Raw genomic sequence first — 16,366 nt, forward strand, 5'->3', positions numbered from 1 at the left:
GGAAGGGTCCACCGGTCGGTCTGGCCGTCCGTCGCGGGCGACGACCCGGGCCATCCGCACTCTCCAGCAGACAAGGAATCGCAGGAGAACATGTCGAAGCTCATCGCTTTCAACGAGGAGGCCCGGCGCGGTCTCGAGCGTGGGATGAACACCCTCGCCGACGCCGTCAAGGTCACTCTCGGCCCCAAGGGCCGCAACGTCGTGCTCGAGAAGAAGTGGGGTGCTCCCACGATCACCAACGACGGTGTGAGCATCGCCAAGGAGATCGAGCTCGAGGACCCCTACGAGCGCATCGGCGCCGAGCTGGTCAAGGAGGTCGCCAAGAAGACCGACGACGTCGCCGGTGACGGTACGACGACGGCCACGGTCCTCGCGCAGGCGCTGGTCCGCGAGGGTCTGCGCAACGTCGCCGCCGGCTCCAACCCGATCGCCCTCAAGCGGGGCATCGAGGCCGCCGTCGCCGCCGTCTCCGAGCAGCTGCTGAACCTGGCGAAGGACGTCGAGACGAAGGAGCAGATTGCCTCCACCGCCTCGATCTCCGCCGCTGACCCGACCGTCGGCGACATCATCGCCGAGGCGATGGACAAGGTCGGCAAGGAAGGCGTCATCACCGTCGAGGAGTCGAACACCTTCGGCATCGACCTCGAGCTCACCGAGGGCATGCGGTTCGACAAGGGCTACATCTCGGCCTACTTCGCCACCGACATGGAGCGCATGGAGGCCGTCCTCGAGGACGCCTACCTGCTCCTCGTCGAGTCGAAGATCTCGAACGTGAAGGACCTGCTGCCGCTCCTGGAGAAGGTCATCCAGACCGGCAAGCCGCTTCTCATCATCTCGGAGGACGTCGACGGCGAGGCTCTCTCGACGCTGGTCGTCAACAAGATCCGCGGCACGTTCAAGTCGGTCGCCGTCAAGGCCCCCGGCTTCGGCGACCGCCGCAAGGCCATGCTGCAGGACATTGCCATCCTCACCGGCGGCCAGGTCATCAGCGAGACCGTCGGGCTCTCCCTGGAGACCGCCGGCATCGAGCTGCTCGGCCAGGCGCGCAAGGTCGTCGTCACGAAGGACGAGACGACCATCGTCGAGGGTGCGGGTGACGCCGACCAGATCGCCGGTCGCGTCAACCAGATCCGCGCGGAGATCGAGAACAGCGACTCCGACTACGACCGCGAGAAGCTGCAGGAGCGCCTGGCCAAGCTGGCCGGCGGCGTTGCGGTCATCAAGGTCGGCGCGGCCACCGAGGTCGAGCTCAAGGAGCGCAAGCACCGCATCGAGGACGCCGTTCGCAACGCGAAGGCCGCCGTCGAGGAGGGCATCGTCGCCGGTGGTGGCGTCGCTCTCGTCCAGGCCGGTGCCGTGGCGTTCGACAAGCTCGAGCTCGAGGGTGACGAGGCGACCGGCGCGAACATCGTGCGTCTCGCCATCGAGGCCCCGCTCAAGCAGATCGCGATCAACGCCGGCCTCGAGGGCGGCGTCGTGGCGGAGAAGGTGCGCAACCTGACCCCGGGCCACGGCCTCAACGCGGCCACGGGCGAGTACGTCGACCTCGTCGCCGCGGGCATCATCGACCCGGCCAAGGTGACGCGTTCCGCGCTGCAGAACGCCGCGTCGATCGCCGCGCTGTTCCTCACCACCGAGGCCGTCGTGGCCGACAAGCCGGAGAAGGCGGGCGCCCCCGGCGGCGACCCGACCGGCGGCATGGGCGGCATGGACTTCTGAGTCCCTCCGCACCACCAGCACCACCCGCGAGGCCCTCGCTCTCACCCGGGAGCGGGGGCCTCGTGCCGTCAGCGGGTGCGTCGTACCCGGATCGGTCCGCGGGCGGTGGCGAGGTCGACCACCTCGCCGCCCTGGGTGACCTCGACCTCGCCGCGGCCGACCAGGTTGCCGACGACAGCGCGCACCGGGTCCATCAGGGCACGCCAGTCGCCGTCGTCACCGGCGACCCGGCGGGCCGCCTCCGAGGGGCAGATCGTCGCGCCGGCGGCGCGGGCGTCGAGCAGGTCGTCGACCGCCGCGGCGATGCGGCGGTCGAGGTCGGGCGCGTCGGGGGAGGGGCTCACCCCTCCAGCATGCCGCGCCGGGCCTCGTGGTGCCGGGCGGCGCGGACTGCCCGGGCGCGGCGCTCGGCCACGAGCCGGCGCCAGTGGGTCTCGTCGTCGAAGCGGACGCGCGCCACCCGCACGGCGCCGGGGTGGAAGCGCAGCCGCGGGGCGTAGGCGAGCTCGCACCGGGCGCTCAGGTACTCCTCCCCGCCGAGCACGTGCGAGGAGTAGTAGAGCGCGGCGCGGCTCGACAGGCCGAGGAGGTGCTGGGTGGAGAGCACGACGTGGAACCCCTCGTCGACGGACGCGCCCCGCGCCATCGGGGCGGTGTCGCACCGGGTCCAGCCCAGGTCGACGTACGGCGAGCCGCACCCGCCGCGCTGCTGCTCGAGGAAGGCGCCCAGCTCGACGTCGAGCACCGCCTCTACGTCGCAGGCGCTGCGGGTGTCGGTGCTGATGGCGGACGCGGCCTCCGCGAGCCAGGTGTCGAGGTCGTCGGGGCCCACGTCGTCGACGTCGATCCCGGCGGCGGGGCCCGCGGCGAGCGCCGTGCGCAGGCAGTGGTCGTCGACCGCGCCGGCGAGCTGGAGCATCAGCTCGTGCTGGACGCGGTCGACGTCGTCGGCGTTCGTGCGGTCGAACTGGGCGGGTGCGGTGCGGACGACGGCGTCGTGCCGGCGGTCGTGCCGGTCCGGCGTGTCCTCCTCCAGGTAGTGCGGCGAGTGGCGGGCGAATGCGCTGTGGCCCTCGAACGTGCCACCACGCTCGTCGTCCTCCTCCAGGCGGACGGAGGTGCCGGCGTCGAGATCGGTCATGGGCGCCGAGCCTAGGGTCGGCGCGCGGCGCCCCGCCTCCGGTTTTCGCCCCTCCCCGACGCTCAGAAGACGCCGGCGGGGCGGAACTGCACCGACAGGCGGGGACCGGCGTGGGCGACCTTCGGCACCGCGTGCTCCCACGTGCGCTGGCACGAGCCGCCCATGACGACGAGGTCCCCGTGGCCCATGACGAACGACAGCGCCTCGCCGCCGCCGCGGGGCCGCAGCGCCAGCCGGCGCGGGTCGCCGACCGAGACGATCGCGACCATCGTGTCGTGGGTCGAGCCGCGGCCGATGGTGTCGCCGTGCCACGCCACCGAGTCGTGGCCGTCGCGGTAGTAGCAGCAGCCGGCCGTCGTGAACGGCTCGCCGAGCTCGTCGGCGTAGTGGGCGCTCAGCTCGTCCCGCGCGCGCACGAGCGCGGGGTGGGGCAGGGGCTGGCCCGCGCCGTACGTGTGGAGCAGGCGGGGCACGTCGACGACCCGGTCGTACATCTGCCGGCGCTCGGCCCGCCACGGCACGCGGGTGACGAGCGCGTCGAACACCGCGTCCGCGTCGGCGGCCAGCCAGTCGCGGGCCACGTCGACCCAGGCGCCCGCGCTCAGCTCGTGCCGCTGCACCCGGGCGGCGAGGTCGGCCCCGGCGCCCGGACCGGCCTCGGTCTCGGGTGCCGCCGCGAAGAGGGTGGCCTGGAAGTCCATGCCCACCACCCTAGTCGAACAGGTGTGCGACTGGCCAGGGTCGACCCTGGCGCGGCGACCGGGCACCCGGGAGAGTGGTGGCCATGAGGTCCGAGGACGACGCCGCCCCGTCGAGACCCGCCGCGGTGCGCGTGCGCGACCTCGTGCGCACGTACGGCGAGGGGGAGTCGCGCGTGCGCGCGCTCGACGGCGTCACGCTCGACCTCGGGCGCGGCGAGTTCACCGCCGTGATGGGGCCGAGCGGCTCGGGGAAGTCGACCCTCATGCACTGCTGCGCGGGGCTCGACACCCCGGACTCGGGCTCCGTGGTGCTGGGCGACACCGAGCTCGTGGGGCTGGGCGACCGCGAGCTCACCCGGATGCGGCGCGACCGCGTCGGGTTCGTCTTCCAGTCCTTCAACCTCGTGCCGACGCTGACGGCGGAGGAGAACATCCTGCTGCCGCTGGCGATCGCCGGGCGGAAGCCGGACCCCGACGTGCTCGCCTCGGTGGTCGACACGGTCGGGCTCGCGCCGCGGCTGCGGCACAAGCCGAACGAGCTGTCGGGCGGCCAGCAGCAGCGGGTGGCGATCGCCCGGGCGCTGGTCAGCCGCCCCGACGTGGTCTTCGCGGACGAGCCGACGGGCAACCTCGACTCCCGCTCCGGCGCCGAGGTGCTCGGCCTGCTGCGGCGCAGCGCGGACGAGGTGGGCCAGACGGTCGTCATGGTCACCCACGACGCCGTGGCCGCGGCGTTCACCGACCGGGTGGTGCTGCTCGCCGACGGGCGCGTGGTCGACGAGCTGCGCGACCCGGACCGCGATCAGGTGCTCGCGGCCATGGCCCGCACCGACCCCGGCGTGGCGCCCGCGCCGCGCGGCCGCGCCTGATGCTCCGCGCGGCCTGGCGCAGCCTGCTCGGGCGCAAGGTGCGCCTGCTCATGAGCACGTTCGCCGTCGTGCTCGGGGTCGCCTTCACCTGCGGCTCGCTGATGTTCTCCGACACCCTCGAGCGCTCCTTCACGTCGCTGTTCACCTCCACCGTGGGCGACGTCGTCGTGCGCCCGGAGTCCGGCACCGGCTTCGGGGGCCCGGGCGGCCCGGGCGGCACGAGCCGCACCGTGCCGGCGTCCCTCGTCGACGAGCTCGCCGCGGGGCTGGCGGACGGCGGCGGCGCGTCCCGGGTGGACGGCAAGGTCACGGTGCCGGGCGTCTACGTCGTCGATGTCGACGGCAAGGTGGTCGGGGCCCAGGGCGCCCCCGGCCTGGGCCTGGGGTTCGACGACGCCCCGAGCGCGGGCGGCGGGGAGGGCCTCAACGTCACCGCCGGCCGGGCGCCCGAGGGCGAGGACGAGGTGGCGCTCGACGCCGCGACGGCCGAGCGGGCCGGCTACGAGCTCGGGGACACCGTCTCGCTGGTGACGGCGTCGGAGCGCCCCACGCTCGCGCCGACGCTCGTCGGCCTCGTGGCCTTCGGCGACCGGGCCTCGCTCAACGGTGCGACCGTGACGGTGCTCGACATGGCGGTCGCCCAGGACCTCCTCCTCGGCGAGCCCGACGCCTTCACCGACGTCTGGGTCAGCGCGGCCGACGGCACCAGCCCCGACGAGCTGCGCGCCGCGGTCGAGCCGCTGCTCCCCGACGGCGTCGAGGCGGTGACGGGGGAGCAGGCCGCCGACGAGAGCGCCTCGGTGCTGCTCGAGGCCATCTCCTTCCTCACCACCTTCCTGCTCATCTTCGCCGGCATCGCGCTCGTCGTCGGCGGCTTCCTCATCGTCAACACGTTCTCGATGCTCGTCGCCCAGCGCAGCCGCGAGCTGGCGCTGCTGCGCGCCCTCGGCGCCTCCCGCGGCCAGGTGGTGCGGTCGGTGCAGCTCGAGGCGCTCGTGCTCGGCCTCGTCGGCTCGACCCTCGGCCTGGGGCTCGGCGTGCTGCTGGCGATCGGCATCCGCACGCTCTTCGGCCGCTTCGGGCTCGACCTCGAGGGCCAGCCGCTCGTGCTCGAGCCGCGCACGGTGGTCGCGGCGTACGCGGTCGGCGTGCTCGTCACGATGGCCGCCGCGTGGGGCCCGGCCCGTCGTACCACCCGGATCGCGCCCGTGCAGGCGCTGCGCGACGACGTCGCCCTCCCGGAGACGACCATCCGCCGGCGCAGCCTGCTCGGCCTGGGGCTCGTCGCGGGTGGGGCGGTGGCGGTGCTGCTCGGGCTGCGGCTCGTCGGCGACGTGCCCCGTCCGTTCTGGTGGCTGGGGGCGGGGGTGCTGGCCGTGCTGCTCGGGGTGTCGGCCGCGAGCCCGTTGCTCGGGCGCCCGGTGCTGCTGCTGGCCCACGCGGTCTACCGCCGGGCCTTCGGGACCGTCGGGGACCTCGCCGGCCTCAACGCCCTGCGCAACCCCCGTCGTACGACGGCCACGGCGTCCGCGCTGATGATCGGGCTCGCGCTGGCCTCGACGATGGCGATCCTCGGCGACTCCGCGAAGGCGTCCGTCGACAAGACCATCGCCGACTCGTTCCCCGGCGACTTCGTCGTCAGCAACCAGGTCGGGCAGGGGTTCTCGCCCGCCGTGGCCGCGGCGATGCGCGAGGTGGAGGGTGTCGAGAGCCTGGTGGCGCTGCGCTACGGCATCGTCGAGGTCGACGGCGGCCCCCAGGGGCTGGCCGGTCTCGACCCCGCCGACCTGGGGCGCGGGCTCGAGCTGCAGGTCGTCGAGGGCGACCTCGCCGACCTGCGCGACGGCACGGTCGTCGTCGACACCGAGGAGGCCGAGGACGAGGGCATCGCCGTCGGGGACGAGCTCGTCCTCGGCACGGTCGGCGGCGAGCTCACGCTACCGGTGGTCGCCGTGGTCGAGCCCGACCCCGTGGTCGGGTTCCCGCTGGCCACCACGACCGGCACGCTGCTCGACGCCGGCTACCGCGACGTCGACTCCACGCTCGTCGTCGAGGTCGCCGACGACGCCCCCGGCGGGCTGGCCGGCGCGCAGGAGCGCCTCGACGCCGTCGTCGCCGACAACCCGCTGGTCACGGTGAAGGACCAGGCGGACTACGCCGCGGAGCAGCGCGAGCCCATCGACCAGCTGGTGCTCGTCGTCCTCGCCCTCCTCGGCCTCGCGCTGGTCATCGCGGTGCTCGGCATCGTCAACACCCTCGCGCTGTCGGTCGTGGAGCGGACCCGGGAGGTTGGCCTGCTCCGCGCCGTCGGGCTCGGGCGGGGCCAGCTGCGCTGGATGATCACGCTCGAGTCGGTGGTGATCGCGCTGCTCGGCGCCGTGCTGGGGCTCGTGCTCGGGGTGGTGCTGGGCGTCGTGCTCATGCGCGCCCTGCGCGACGAGGGCCTCGAGGTGGTCAGCGTCCCCGTCGACCAGCTCGCCCTCTTCGGCCTCGCCGCCCTCGTCGTGGGGGTGCTCGCCGCCGTGCTGCCGGCGCGCCGCGCCGCCCGCCTCGACGTGCTGACCGCCGTCGGAACCGAGTGACGCGGCCCTGGTCTGGTCCACGACCGGCTCGCCTGGTCCGCGCTCGGCAAACCTGGTAGGGAAATTGAGGCCGAATTCCCGGACACGGGCCCCCCGGGGTCCTTACGGTGACCCTCGTGGACAACACGGTGGTGGTCGAGCGGGAGCCGCTCAAGCACGTGCAGGTGCGGGAGTACGTGCGGGACCTCGTGGGCGAGTGCGCGCCGGGTACGCCGGCGCCCTCGGAACGCGAGCTGGTGCAGCGCTTCGGCGTCGCACGCATGACGGTGCGCCAGGCCATGGACGCGCTCGTCGCGGAGGGCCTCCTCGAGCGGATGCCCGGACGGGGCACGTTCGTGGCCAAGCCCCGCAACCAGGTGGGGCGCCTGCTCAGCTACACCTCCGAGATGCAGCGCCGCGGGCTCCTGCCCGAGTCGCAGACCATCCTGGCGCGGCGCGAGCAGGCGGGCCCCGGCGTCGCCCGGGCCCTCGACCTCACCGAGGGTGACGCCGTCATCCACTGGAAGCGCCTGCGGCGGGCCGACGGCCAGCCCATGTGCGTCGAGGACGCCTACCTCAACGAGGTGCTGCTCCCCGGCTTCCTGCAGAGCGGCATGCCCACGAGCCTCTACCACGCGCTGTCGATGCGCGGCCTGCGCCCGAGCTGGGCGGAGGACTCGGTGACGGCCGACGTGCCGACCGCCGAGGAGGCCCAGGCCCTCGAGATCCCGCTGGGTACGCCGGTGCTCCGCGTCGCGCGCCGCGCCGTCGCGGGCGACAAGGTCGTGGAGGTGTCGCGCTCCGTCTACCGCTCCGACCGCTTCACGCTCTACGTGCAGCTCAGCGACGACTGAACCCGTCGCCATCGACCCCGTCGCTCCCGCCCCGGCCCCGCCCGTCGAGGCCCCGCCCGTCGTCGGCCTGCTGCTGGCGGCCGGCGCGGGCCGGCGGATGGGCCGGCCGAAGGCCCTCGTCGACGACTGGCTGACCCGTTCCGTCGCCACGCTGCGCGCCGGCGGCTGCGCCCGGGTCCTCGTCGTGCTCGGCGCCGAGGCCGAGGCGGCGCGTGCCCTCCTCGACGACGGCCCGGCCCCGCACCCGGCCGGGGACGTCGTGGTCGCGTCCGACTGGGCGGACGGCATGGGCGCCTCGCTGCGGGCGGGACTGGCCGCCGTACCGCCCGATGCCCCCGGCGTGCTCGTGCACCTGGTCGACCTGCCCGACGTGGGTCCCGACGTCGTACGGCGGGTCCTCGCCGCGTGGCGGGGCCCGGCGACGGCGGCGCGCGCGGCGTACGGCGACCCGGCCGACCCCCGACCCGGCCACCCCGTGCTGCTCGGCCGCGACCACCTCGACGCCGCGGGCGCCGTCGCCGGCGGCGACCAGGGCGCGCGGCGGCTGCTGGCGCAGGTCGGCGCCACGGCCGTGTGGTGCGGCGACCTCGCCGGCGGCGCCGACGTCGACAGCCGCCCCTGACGCAGCCGGCCTGACGCAGCCGCTGGCTACGCTGGCCGGGTCCGCCCGCGCAGGAGGAGACATGACGCCGCTCGCGCCGCACCGGCCCGCCCGCCGGTGCCGGCGCGCCGTACCGGCCGCCTCCCTCGTGCTCGTGCTCGCCCTCGCGGCCTGCAGCGGCGCGCCGCGCGAGGAGGCGGAGGCACCGAGCCCGTCCACCACGACCTCCTTCGCGGCCGGCTCGGCGCCCTCGTCGGCGCCCTCCGCGACTGGTACGGCCGACGCCCTCCCCGCCGCGCCCCACGAGCTGTCGCTGCCCACATTGATGCGTGAGGAGATGGTCGGGGGCCCGCTGCAGCGGGTGCGGGAGACGGCGGCGGAGGGGCCGTACCAGCGCTTCGAGGTCACCTACGACAGCTCTGGCACGACGGTCTCGGGCGTGCTGCTGGTGCCCGAGGGTCCCGGTCCGTTCCCGGCCGTGGTGCTCGCGCACGGGTACATCGAGCCGTCGGCCTACGTCACCGGCCAGGGCATGCGCCGCGAGCAGGACCGGCTCGCCCGGGCGGGGTACGTCGTGCTCCACACCGACTACCGGGGCCACGCGGCGTCGTCGCCCGCGGGCGACCTCGACCGGGAGTCGCGGCTCGGCTACACCCGCGACGTCGTGAACGCCGTGCGGTCGCTGGAGCGGGAGACGGTCGTGGACGCCGACCGGACCGCGGTGGTCGGTCGCTCGATGGGCGGGGCGGTGGCCTACAACGTGCTCGTCACCCAGCCGGGCCTCGTCGACGCGGCGGTCGTCTTCGCGCCGGTGAGCTCGGACTTCGTCGACAACTACGAGCGCTGGGCGGTGCCCGAGCGGGCCGACGTGGTGGAGCGGCTCACCGCGGGCGTCGGGACCCCGGAGGAGAACCCCGCGTTCTACGCAGGGCTGTCGGCCCGCACGTACGCCGACCGCATCAGCGAGCCCGTCCTCATCCACCATGGGACCGCGGACGACACCTGCCCGCTCGTGTGGTCGCAGGAGACGCAGGCGGCGTTCACCGCCGCCGGGGTGGACAGCACGCTGCTGACCTACCCGGGGGAGGGGCACGCGTTCGGCCCGCAGTTCGAGGTGTCGATGGAACGCACGATCGCGTTCCTGGGCGAGCACCTCACCGGCGGCTGAGGCCGCCCGGGCGCGTCAGGCGGCGGTGAGCCGGCCGAGCGGCGCGATCGCCTGGCCCGTGGTCTCGCAGACCCAGTGCGGGTCGGGCCCGCCGATCTCGGGGTCGACGCGCAGCGCGTGCTCCTCCACCGAGGGGCAGGTGGTGCAGGTCGGCCACCGCGACCCGCGGTCGAGCAGGGCGTCCTGCACGTCGGTGGCCACGAGGCCCGCGACGAAGACGAGGCCGTCGGGCCACTGCTCGACCCACCAGCGGCGCTCCGAGAGCGCCTGCTCCAGCAGCGACACGCCCTCCGCGTCCGCGAAGCCACGCGCTCCCAGGTCGGAGAGCACGAGGGCGCGGGCGGAGAGCAGCTCGACGTCGGACATGCCGTCCATTCTCCGGCCGCGCTCAACCACCGCGCCCCCGGGCCGCCGGGCGGCGGGGGCGCCGCGGCCTCAGGGCGTCGGCGTGGCCGTCACGGTGACGGTGACCGTGGCCGTCGGCTCGCTGGTGGGGGCCGGGGCGGTCGTGGTCGGCGTGCTCGTCGGAGCCGTGGTGGTCCCGGTGGTGGGCGCCGTCGTCGGGGCGGTGGTGGGCGCGGTGGTCGGCGCGGTGGTCGGCGACGCGGTGGGCGGCGTGGTCTCCGCCGGGACGCACAGCGTGTTCTGCGGGTGGCCGACGGCACGCAGGCCGAGGCGGCCGACGTTGGCGACCTGGCCCTGGCGGATCGTGAACGCGGTCGTGGTCAGGCCGGCGTACTGGCACTGGTCGTTGCCGCCGGGCCCGAACTTCACCCAGCCGCCATCGGGGCGCTCGAGCACGAGCTTGTAGCCGCCGTTGCTGCGCAGGGCGCCCGCGATGGTGAACCGGCCGCTCGGGGAGGTCCACGCGCTGCCGACGGGCGCGCCGTACTTGTCGAAGAGGCGCACGAGCACGCTGGGCAGGCCGCGGTCGGTGACGCGGGCGTCGGTGACCGAGCCGGTGACGCTGCCGCCGCGCTGCACCAGCTCGAAGGCGGAGAACAGCACGCCGCCGGCGGGCACGTGGCGCCCGCCCGGCAGGGCGCCGGTGCGGCCCAGGTAGTTGCCCATGTCGGGGACGGTGACGTTGTAGGCGCCGGGCGCGACGCCGGCGAAGTTGACGGTGCCGTTGGTGGCGCGCGCGACGTACCACTGGCCGCTGCTGCGGTTGGTCGCCGTCACCCAGCCGGTGCCGCGCAGGTCCTGGCCGCCGCCGACGACGTTCACGACGAGCGAGCCGGCGCGGTAGCCGAGCTTGATCGCGATGTTCGTGTTGAGCCCGACGCGGCGGCTGGGCAGGTAGGTGCTCCCGGCGGCCCACTGGCGGCGCGCGTCGTAGGTGAAGACGGAGTAGTTGCCCGACGGCATGCCCGCCACCGCGAACTGGCCCCGGTTGTTCGCCGTGGTCTCGAACGACTGGCCGTACTGGTTGGCCGCGACGACGCGGGCGTAGGAGCCGACCCCGCCGCCGGTGGTGACGGTGCCGGTGATGCTGACGCCCTTGCGCATGACCGCGTCGGCCTGGCGGGTCTGGCCCGGGACGACGGGGACGTAGAGGTCGGCGGGCGCGAACCGATTGGTGTCGTACGTCGGGCGGGTGTCGGTCACCTGGATCCGGTAGGTGCCGGCGACGACGGGGATGGAGTACGTCGAGCGCGCCGTCGTGTAGCCCAGCTGCTTCCAGTTGCGGTCAAAGAGGGTGACCCTCACGGCCCCGCCCCACAGCTGCCCGTTCGCCTGGCGGATCGCCCCGACGAGGCGGGCGTTCGTCGCGGTCGCGGCCTCGGCCCGCGAGCCGATGGACGTGGAGCCGACCGCCACGACCGCGCCGGCGACGAGCACGAGCAGCGCGACGAGGGCGGCGAGCGCGTGGCGACGCACGGGGGGCAGGGCAGCAGGCATCAGGCAGACTCCGGGGAGGGAAGGGCGCAGCCGGGCGCGCGCCGCCGCCAGCCTAGGGTCGCCCTCCTGCGCCCGGCATCAAGAAGGTCGCAAGTGACGGAGAAGATCGCCGGGCGCGGGCGGGCCGCCTCAGCGGAAGAGGTTCCACAGGTTGAAGGCAGTCAGCGGCAGCAGGAGAGCCATCAGCAGCACGAACCAGACGAGCCCGGGCCGCTCCTGCGGCACGTGGGCGATCCGGCTCTTGGCGAACGCGATGAAGGTGGGCGCGTAGTAGACCGGGACGACGTCGCCGGGACGGCACTGGAAGCGGATCGACGCCCTGCCCTGCTCGAAGATCCAGTTCAGGTAGCAGTCGACCTGCACGTTGCCGGGCGCGATCGGGACGCGGTTGGCGCCGAAGTCGACGGGGATGCGTTCCCCGTTGACCGTCGCCCGTGGTCCGTTCAACGCCGACGTCCACCGGCTGCCCGCCACGTGCAGGTCCAGCCAAGCCGGCGGGTACGCCTGCTGCGGGTCGTGCTGCGGGTGGGGCTGCGGAGCGTAGCCCCGCTGCGGGGGCTGCTGGGCGTACGGCGTCGGCGGGGGCGGCTGCTGGGGCTGCGGCTGGTGGGGCTGCTGGGACGGCTGCTTCGGCTGGTACGGCGGCGGGTGCACGTGCTCATCCTGGCGCGTCGGTGGCCCCCGTGGTGGCGGAAGAGCGCAGCTCGTCGACCGCGTCCCGGTCCGAGGTCATCGCCCAGCGGACCGTCGAGGTCGAGAGGCGCCCCAGCACGGGCACGACGGTGCGCTCGGTCAGCGGCAGGTAGGGCAGGCGCAGCGGCAGCCGCGTCCAGGCCGGCATGAGGCCGACCGCGGCGGCGGCGAGCACGCCGTACGGCGCGCGGGCCGGCAGCGGAAGCGGCGGCTTGAGCAGCAGGTAGCGCACGGCCTCGCGCGCCTCGGGGGTGGAGCGCAGCTCGGGGCGGTAGGCGGCCAGCACCTCGTCGAGCTCGGCGCGGCTGCGGGGCACGTCGGTGGCGCCGAGCGCCTCGGCGACGTGGGCGGCCTGCGCGACGTAGGTGTCGGTGTCCTCCGGCGAGAGCGGCTGGGCGCCGTACCTGCGGTGGGCGGCGAGGAAGCTGTCGATCTCGGCCACGTGCACCCAGCGCAGCAGGTGGGGGTCGGAGGCGGCGTAGGGCACCCCGTCGCGCGTGGTGCCCGTGATGCGCTCGTGGATGCGGCGGATCGCGCCGATCGCCGCGTCGGCGTCCGCGTCGGTCGCGAAGGTGGTGGTGGCGAGGAACGTGGCGGTGCGGTTGAGCCGCCCCCACATGTCCTCGCGGTAGGACGAGTGCTGCGCCACGCCGGCCATCGCCGAGGGGTGCAGCGTCTGGAGCATGAGCGCCCGCATCCCGCCGACGAACATCGACGCGTCGCCGTGCACCCGGGCGATGGGGTCGTCGACCGAGAAGCGCCGCGGGCCGGGCCGGCCGTGGATCCGGGTGCGCGCACGTGCACCGTCCGGCCCTGCGACCCGGGTGAAGATGGCCTCGCCGAGGCGCTGCCGGGCGTCCGCGACCACCGGGCCCACCACCGGCGTGAGCACGGGGGACAGCACGGGGCCGACCACGGGACCGATCAGGGGGACGCGCATCCCTCCATCGTGCCCCGCGGCCGGTGCCCGGACCAGCGCCCCGCCCCGCACCCGCCCCGCGGCGGCGGGCGCCCGCCCGCCGTACCGCTCAGTCGCCCTTGACGTTGACGAGCTGGCGCAGCACGTGGCGCACTCGCACGAGGTCGGCGGCGTCCTCCATCACCCGGTCGATGGGCTTGTAGGCCGCCGGGATCTCGTCGAGGAACGCGTCGGTGTCGCGGTACTCGATGCCCGCCATGGCCTCGCGCAGCTGCTCGCGGGTGAACGTCTTGCGGGCGCGCGTCCGCGAGTACTCCCGGCCCGCGCCGTGGGGCGCCGAGTGGAGCGCGTCGGCGTTGCCGCGGCCCACCACGACGTACGACGCCGTGCCCATCGACCCGGGGATGAGACCCGGGCGCCCTTCCTCCGCGTTGATGGCGCCCTTGCGCGAGAGCCACACCTGCCGGCCGAAGTGCTCCTCCGGCTCGGTGTAGTTGTGGTGGCAGTTGATGGACTCGAGGCGCTCGACCGGCTCCGGCTCCCCGACCCACGCGGAGAACTCCGCGACGACGCGGTCCATCATCTCCTCGCGGTTGAGCAGCGCGTAGTGCTGCGCCCACTGCATCTCGGTGATGTAGCGGTCGAACTCGCGGGTGCCCTCGGTCAGGTAGGCGAGGTCGCGGTGCGGCAGGTCCACGCCGGCCTGCTCGCACTGCCGGCGCGCGACCGCGATGTGCCGCTGGGCGATCTTGTTGCCCACGCCCCGGGAGCCGGAGTGCAGGAACAGCCACACCCGGTGCCGCTCGTCGGCGGTCACCTCGATGAAGTGGTTGCCCGAGCCGAGCGTGCCGAGCTGCAGTTCCCACCGGCCGGCGTAGCGGGCGGGGTCGAACCCGGCCGCCTCCGCCCGGGCCGCCAGGTCGTCGAGGCGGGCGCGGGTGTGGTCGCGGCTGACGTCGCGGTTCGCGGCGCCGGCCGAGAGCGGCACCGCGCGCTCGATCGCCTCGCGCAGCGCGCGCCGGTCGGCGGGCAGCCGGTCGGTCGTCCACGCCGCGCGGACCGCGATCATGCCGCAGCCGATGTCGACGCCGACGGCCGCGGGCATGACGGCGCCGAGGGTCGGGATGACCGACCCCACGGTGGCGCCGAGGCCGAGGTGCGCGTCGGGCATCAGGGCCACGTGCGGGTGGATGAACGGCATGGTCGCCGTCGTGACCGCCTGCGCGCGGGTGTCCTCCTCGAGGATCGACGCCCAGCTCATGAGCGTCGGGGTGATCTGCTCCATCGTCGTCCTGCCGTCGTCCCTCTCCGGTGTCGTCCCGCCCCCGGTCGGCGCGGGTACGGCGACCACCCGGCCGCCGCGCACCGCACCGTAGGTGCCGCGAAACGCCTTGCACGACGCCAAATCGGTGTGCGTGTGGCCGAGTCGACGTGCCTGCGCGCATGCGTGGCGAGCCGGTGCCCGGCACCATGGGAGGCATGCGCGGGGAGACGAACGGGACGGGTGGGCGCCACGAGCCGGCGGGGTCGCTGCGGGCGCGCTGGCAGCGGTTCACGCGGCCCTGGCCCCTCGAGAGCCTGTCGCAACCGGGCGAGCACGCCGTCGAGCTCCTCGCGACCGGCCCGCGGCCGGTGGCGGTCGTCAAGGCCGTCCGCCAGATCACCGGCTGGAAGCTGGTGCCGGCCAAGCAGGCCACCGACCGCCCGCCCGTCGTGCTGTCGACCGGCATCTCGGCCGGCAGCGCCGAGGCCGCGCGCCGCGTGCTGGAGGAGGCCGGCGCCACCGCCCGCGTCGTGCACCGCGGGTCGCCGGGCGCCTGAGGCCTCGGGGACACCGCTGCCCGGGTGTCCGGACGGCGGACGTCGGGACCCACCGGCGGGCACCGGGGTCCCGGGCCTGCGATGATCGTGCCCGGCCTGCACCGCGACCGATGAGAGTGAGCCCCTGATGGCGCTGCCCGACCTCGCCCCTGCCGACCTCGCCGCCTTCGCCGACGCCCAGCGCGCGGCGTACGCGGAGCTGAAGGCGAAGGGTCTCCAGCTGGACCTGACGCGGGGCAAGCCGTCGCCGGAGCAGCTGGACCTCTCCGAGGCCCTGCTGTCGCTGCCGTCGGGCCACGTCGCCGCCGACGGCACGGACGTGCGCAACTACGGCGGGCTCGCGGGCCTGCCCGAGCTGCGCGCGATCTTCGCCGAGCTGCTCGGCACCTCGCCGGCCAACGTCGTCGCCGCCGGCAACTCGAGCCTGACGCTCATGCACGACACCCTCGTGCAGTCGCTGCTCTACGGCCGTCCGGACAGCCCGGAGCCGTGGGGCGTCGAGGACGTCGTGCGGTTCCTGTGCCCCGTGCCGGGCTACGACCGCCACTTCGCGCTCGCGGACCGCCTCGGCATCGAGCTCGTGCCGGTGCCGCTGAACGACGAGGGCCCCGACACCGAGGTCGTCGCGGCGATGGTCGCCGACGACCCGACCATCAAGGGCATGTGGCTCGTGCCGACCTACGCGAACCCGACGGGCTCGGTGTGCTCGGAGGACGTGGCGCGCACGCTGGCCTCGATGCCGACGGCGGCGCCCGACTTCACGATCCTGTGGGACAACGCGTACGCGGTGCATCACCTCACCGACGTGGAGACGGCCACCCCCGACATCCTGGCGCTGGCCGCCGAGGCCGGGAACCCGCACCGCGTCGTCATGTTCGCCTCCACCTCGAAGATCACGTTCGCGGGCGCCGGTGTCGCGTTCCTCGCCGGGTCCGAGGCGACGGTCGCGGCCTACCTCGAGGGGCTCGGCTTCTACTCCATCGGCCCCGACAAGGTGAACCAGCTGCGCCACGTCGAGTTCTTCGGCGACGCCGAGGGCGTGCGCGCCCACATGCGCAAGCACCGCGACCTCATCGCCCCGAAGTTCGCGGAGGTGCAGCGCATCCTCGGCGAGCGCCTCACCGAGCACGGCATCGCGGAGTGGACCGACCCCGCGGGCGGCTACTTCGTCAGCCTCGACGTGCTCGACGGCACGGCGCGGCGCGTGGTCGAGCTCGCGAAGGAGGCCGGCATCGCGCTGACCCCGGCCGGCTCGTCGTTCCCGTACGGCGAGGACCCGCGCGACCGCAACATCCGCCTCGCGCCCACGCTGCCGCCGGTCGCCGAGGTCACCGCTGCGATGGAGGGCGTCGCGACCTGCGTGCTGCTCGCCGCCGCGGAGAGCCTGCAGGGCTGAGCCCGGACCGGGTACGCCGTG

16 protein-coding genes are annotated in these 16,366 nt (G+C 74.6%); 8 read left to right on the forward strand and 8 right to left on the reverse strand.

The window, feature by feature from the left end:
* Nucleotides 1-90: 90 nt before the first annotated feature.
* A complete protein-coding gene (groL, locus tag ACOACO_RS08555) occupies nucleotides 91-1,719 on the forward strand; it encodes a chaperonin GroEL (protein ID WP_420295814.1) in 1,629 nt (542 codons plus the stop codon).
* Nucleotides 1,720-1,787: 68 nt separating this feature from the next.
* On the opposite strand, the gene ACOACO_RS08560 is transcribed toward groL, so the two are convergent.
* From ACOACO_RS08560 to ACOACO_RS08570, 3 genes are all read right to left on the reverse strand, one after another.
* A complete protein-coding gene (locus tag ACOACO_RS08560; protein ID WP_420295815.1) occupies nucleotides 1,788-2,063 on the reverse strand; it encodes a DUF3253 domain-containing protein in 276 nt (91 codons plus the stop codon).
* Complete coding sequence (locus tag ACOACO_RS08565; protein ID WP_420295816.1) at nucleotides 2,060-2,860, reverse strand: hypothetical protein; 801 nt, start codon at nucleotides 2,858-2,860, stop codon at nucleotides 2,060-2,062. Before ACOACO_RS08565 ends, ACOACO_RS08560 begins: the two co-directional genes overlap by 4 nt.
* Before the next feature lie 62 nt (nucleotides 2,861-2,922).
* A complete protein-coding gene (locus tag ACOACO_RS08570; protein WP_420295817.1) occupies nucleotides 2,923-3,561 on the reverse strand; it encodes an alpha-ketoglutarate-dependent dioxygenase AlkB in 639 nt (212 codons plus the stop codon).
* Between the two features lie 83 nt (nucleotides 3,562-3,644).
* Here ACOACO_RS08570 and ACOACO_RS08575 point away from each other — a divergent pair, with 83 nt between their 5' ends.
* From ACOACO_RS08575 to ACOACO_RS08595, 5 genes are all read left to right on the forward strand, one after another.
* Nucleotides 3,645-4,430 carry an ABC transporter ATP-binding protein gene (locus ACOACO_RS08575; protein ID WP_420295818.1) on the forward strand — a complete coding sequence of 262 codons (786 nt, stop codon included), beginning with the start codon at nucleotides 3,645-3,647 and terminating at the stop codon, nucleotides 4,428-4,430.
* On the forward strand, nucleotides 4,430-7,012 hold the full coding sequence (locus tag ACOACO_RS08580; protein ID WP_420295819.1) for an ABC transporter permease: 2,583 nt from the start codon (nucleotides 4,430-4,432) through the stop codon (nucleotides 7,010-7,012). Before ACOACO_RS08575 ends, ACOACO_RS08580 begins: the two co-directional genes overlap by 1 nt.
* 116 nt (nucleotides 7,013-7,128) lie before the next feature.
* Nucleotides 7,129-7,845 carry a GntR family transcriptional regulator gene (locus ACOACO_RS08585; RefSeq protein ID WP_420295820.1) on the forward strand — a complete coding sequence of 239 codons (717 nt, stop codon included), beginning with the start codon at nucleotides 7,129-7,131 and terminating at the stop codon, nucleotides 7,843-7,845.
* A gap of 73 nt (nucleotides 7,846-7,918) precedes the next feature.
* Nucleotides 7,919-8,467, forward strand: coding sequence for a nucleotidyltransferase family protein (locus tag ACOACO_RS08590; RefSeq protein WP_420296319.1), 549 nt, complete (start codon nucleotides 7,919-7,921; stop codon nucleotides 8,465-8,467).
* A gap of 61 nt (nucleotides 8,468-8,528) precedes the next feature.
* Nucleotides 8,529-9,614 carry an alpha/beta hydrolase family protein gene (locus ACOACO_RS08595; protein ID WP_420295821.1) on the forward strand — a complete coding sequence of 362 codons (1,086 nt, stop codon included), beginning with the start codon at nucleotides 8,529-8,531 and terminating at the stop codon, nucleotides 9,612-9,614.
* 15 nt (nucleotides 9,615-9,629) lie between these two features.
* On the opposite strand, the gene ACOACO_RS08600 is transcribed toward ACOACO_RS08595, so the two are convergent.
* The 5 genes from ACOACO_RS08600 to ACOACO_RS08620 all read right to left on the reverse strand — a co-directional run bounded on the left by ACOACO_RS08600 (nucleotide 9,630) and on the right by ACOACO_RS08620 (nucleotide 14,413).
* Nucleotides 9,630-9,980 (reverse strand): hypothetical protein, encoded by a 351-nt coding sequence (locus ACOACO_RS08600; protein ID WP_420295822.1) that lies wholly within the window; start codon nucleotides 9,978-9,980, stop codon nucleotides 9,630-9,632.
* A gap of 69 nt (nucleotides 9,981-10,049) precedes the next feature.
* Nucleotides 10,050-11,516 (reverse strand): hypothetical protein, encoded by a 1,467-nt coding sequence (locus tag ACOACO_RS08605; protein ID WP_420295823.1) that lies wholly within the window; start codon nucleotides 11,514-11,516, stop codon nucleotides 10,050-10,052.
* 129 nt (nucleotides 11,517-11,645) lie between these two features.
* Complete coding sequence (locus ACOACO_RS08610; RefSeq protein WP_420295824.1) at nucleotides 11,646-12,170, reverse strand: hypothetical protein; 525 nt, start codon at nucleotides 12,168-12,170, stop codon at nucleotides 11,646-11,648.
* A gap of 4 nt (nucleotides 12,171-12,174) precedes the next feature.
* The gene (locus ACOACO_RS08615; RefSeq protein WP_420295825.1) at nucleotides 12,175-13,149 is read right to left on the reverse strand and encodes an oxygenase MpaB family protein; all 975 of its coding nucleotides are present in this window, start codon (nucleotides 13,147-13,149) and stop codon (nucleotides 12,175-12,177) included.
* An 88-nt stretch (nucleotides 13,150-13,237) separates the two neighbouring features.
* Nucleotides 13,238-14,413: an RtcB family protein gene (locus ACOACO_RS08620; protein WP_420295826.1), complete on the reverse strand. Its 1,176-nt coding sequence runs from the start codon at nucleotides 14,411-14,413 to the stop codon at nucleotides 13,238-13,240.
* Nucleotides 14,414-14,607: 194 nt separating this feature from the next.
* Between ACOACO_RS08620 and ACOACO_RS08625 the strand changes: the two genes are divergently transcribed.
* Nucleotides 14,608-14,949 (forward strand): ribosomal protein L7/L12, encoded by a 342-nt coding sequence (locus ACOACO_RS08625; protein ID WP_420295827.1) that lies wholly within the window; start codon nucleotides 14,608-14,610, stop codon nucleotides 14,947-14,949.
* 127 nt (nucleotides 14,950-15,076) lie between these two features.
* Nucleotides 15,077-16,345, forward strand: coding sequence for an aminotransferase class I/II-fold pyridoxal phosphate-dependent enzyme (locus ACOACO_RS08630; RefSeq protein ID WP_420295828.1), 1,269 nt, complete (start codon nucleotides 15,077-15,079; stop codon nucleotides 16,343-16,345).
* The last annotated feature ends 21 nt before the right edge of the window (nucleotides 16,346-16,366 follow it).

Source organism: Nocardioides sp. CPCC 205120 (genome assembly GCF_048654585.1).
Taxonomy (GTDB): domain Bacteria; phylum Actinomycetota; class Actinomycetes; order Propionibacteriales; family Nocardioidaceae; genus Nocardioides.

What these genes read in the sequence shown, in the direction of transcription:
- groL (WP_420295814.1), top strand. Translation starts at nt 91, where the DNA reads ATGTCGAAGCTCATCGCTTTCAACGAGGAGGCCCGGCGCGGTCTCGAG.
- ACOACO_RS08565 (WP_420295816.1), bottom strand. Translation starts at nt 2,860, where the DNA reads ATGACCGATCTCGACGCCGGCACCTCCGTCCGCCTGGAGGAGGACGAC.
- ACOACO_RS08570 (WP_420295817.1), bottom strand. Translation starts at nt 3,561, where the DNA reads ATGGACTTCCAGGCCACCCTCTTCGCGGCGGCACCCGAGACCGAGGCC.
- ACOACO_RS08575 (WP_420295818.1), top strand. Translation starts at nt 3,645, where the DNA reads ATGAGGTCCGAGGACGACGCCGCCCCGTCGAGACCCGCCGCGGTGCGC.
- ACOACO_RS08580 (WP_420295819.1), top strand. Translation starts at nt 4,430, where the DNA reads ATGCTCCGCGCGGCCTGGCGCAGCCTGCTCGGGCGCAAGGTGCGCCTG.
- ACOACO_RS08595 (WP_420295821.1), top strand. Translation starts at nt 8,529, where the DNA reads ATGACGCCGCTCGCGCCGCACCGGCCCGCCCGCCGGTGCCGGCGCGCC.
- ACOACO_RS08600 (WP_420295822.1), bottom strand. Translation starts at nt 9,980, where the DNA reads ATGTCCGACGTCGAGCTGCTCTCCGCCCGCGCCCTCGTGCTCTCCGAC.
- ACOACO_RS08605 (WP_420295823.1), bottom strand. Translation starts at nt 11,516, where the DNA reads ATGCCTGCTGCCCTGCCCCCCGTGCGTCGCCACGCGCTCGCCGCCCTC.
- ACOACO_RS08615 (WP_420295825.1), bottom strand. Translation starts at nt 13,149, where the DNA reads ATGCGCGTCCCCCTGATCGGTCCCGTGGTCGGCCCCGTGCTGTCCCCC.
- ACOACO_RS08620 (WP_420295826.1), bottom strand. Translation starts at nt 14,413, where the DNA reads ATGGAGCAGATCACCCCGACGCTCATGAGCTGGGCGTCGATCCTCGAG.
- ACOACO_RS08625 (WP_420295827.1), top strand. Translation starts at nt 14,608, where the DNA reads ATGCGCGGGGAGACGAACGGGACGGGTGGGCGCCACGAGCCGGCGGGG.
- ACOACO_RS08630 (WP_420295828.1), top strand. Translation starts at nt 15,077, where the DNA reads ATGGCGCTGCCCGACCTCGCCCCTGCCGACCTCGCCGCCTTCGCCGAC.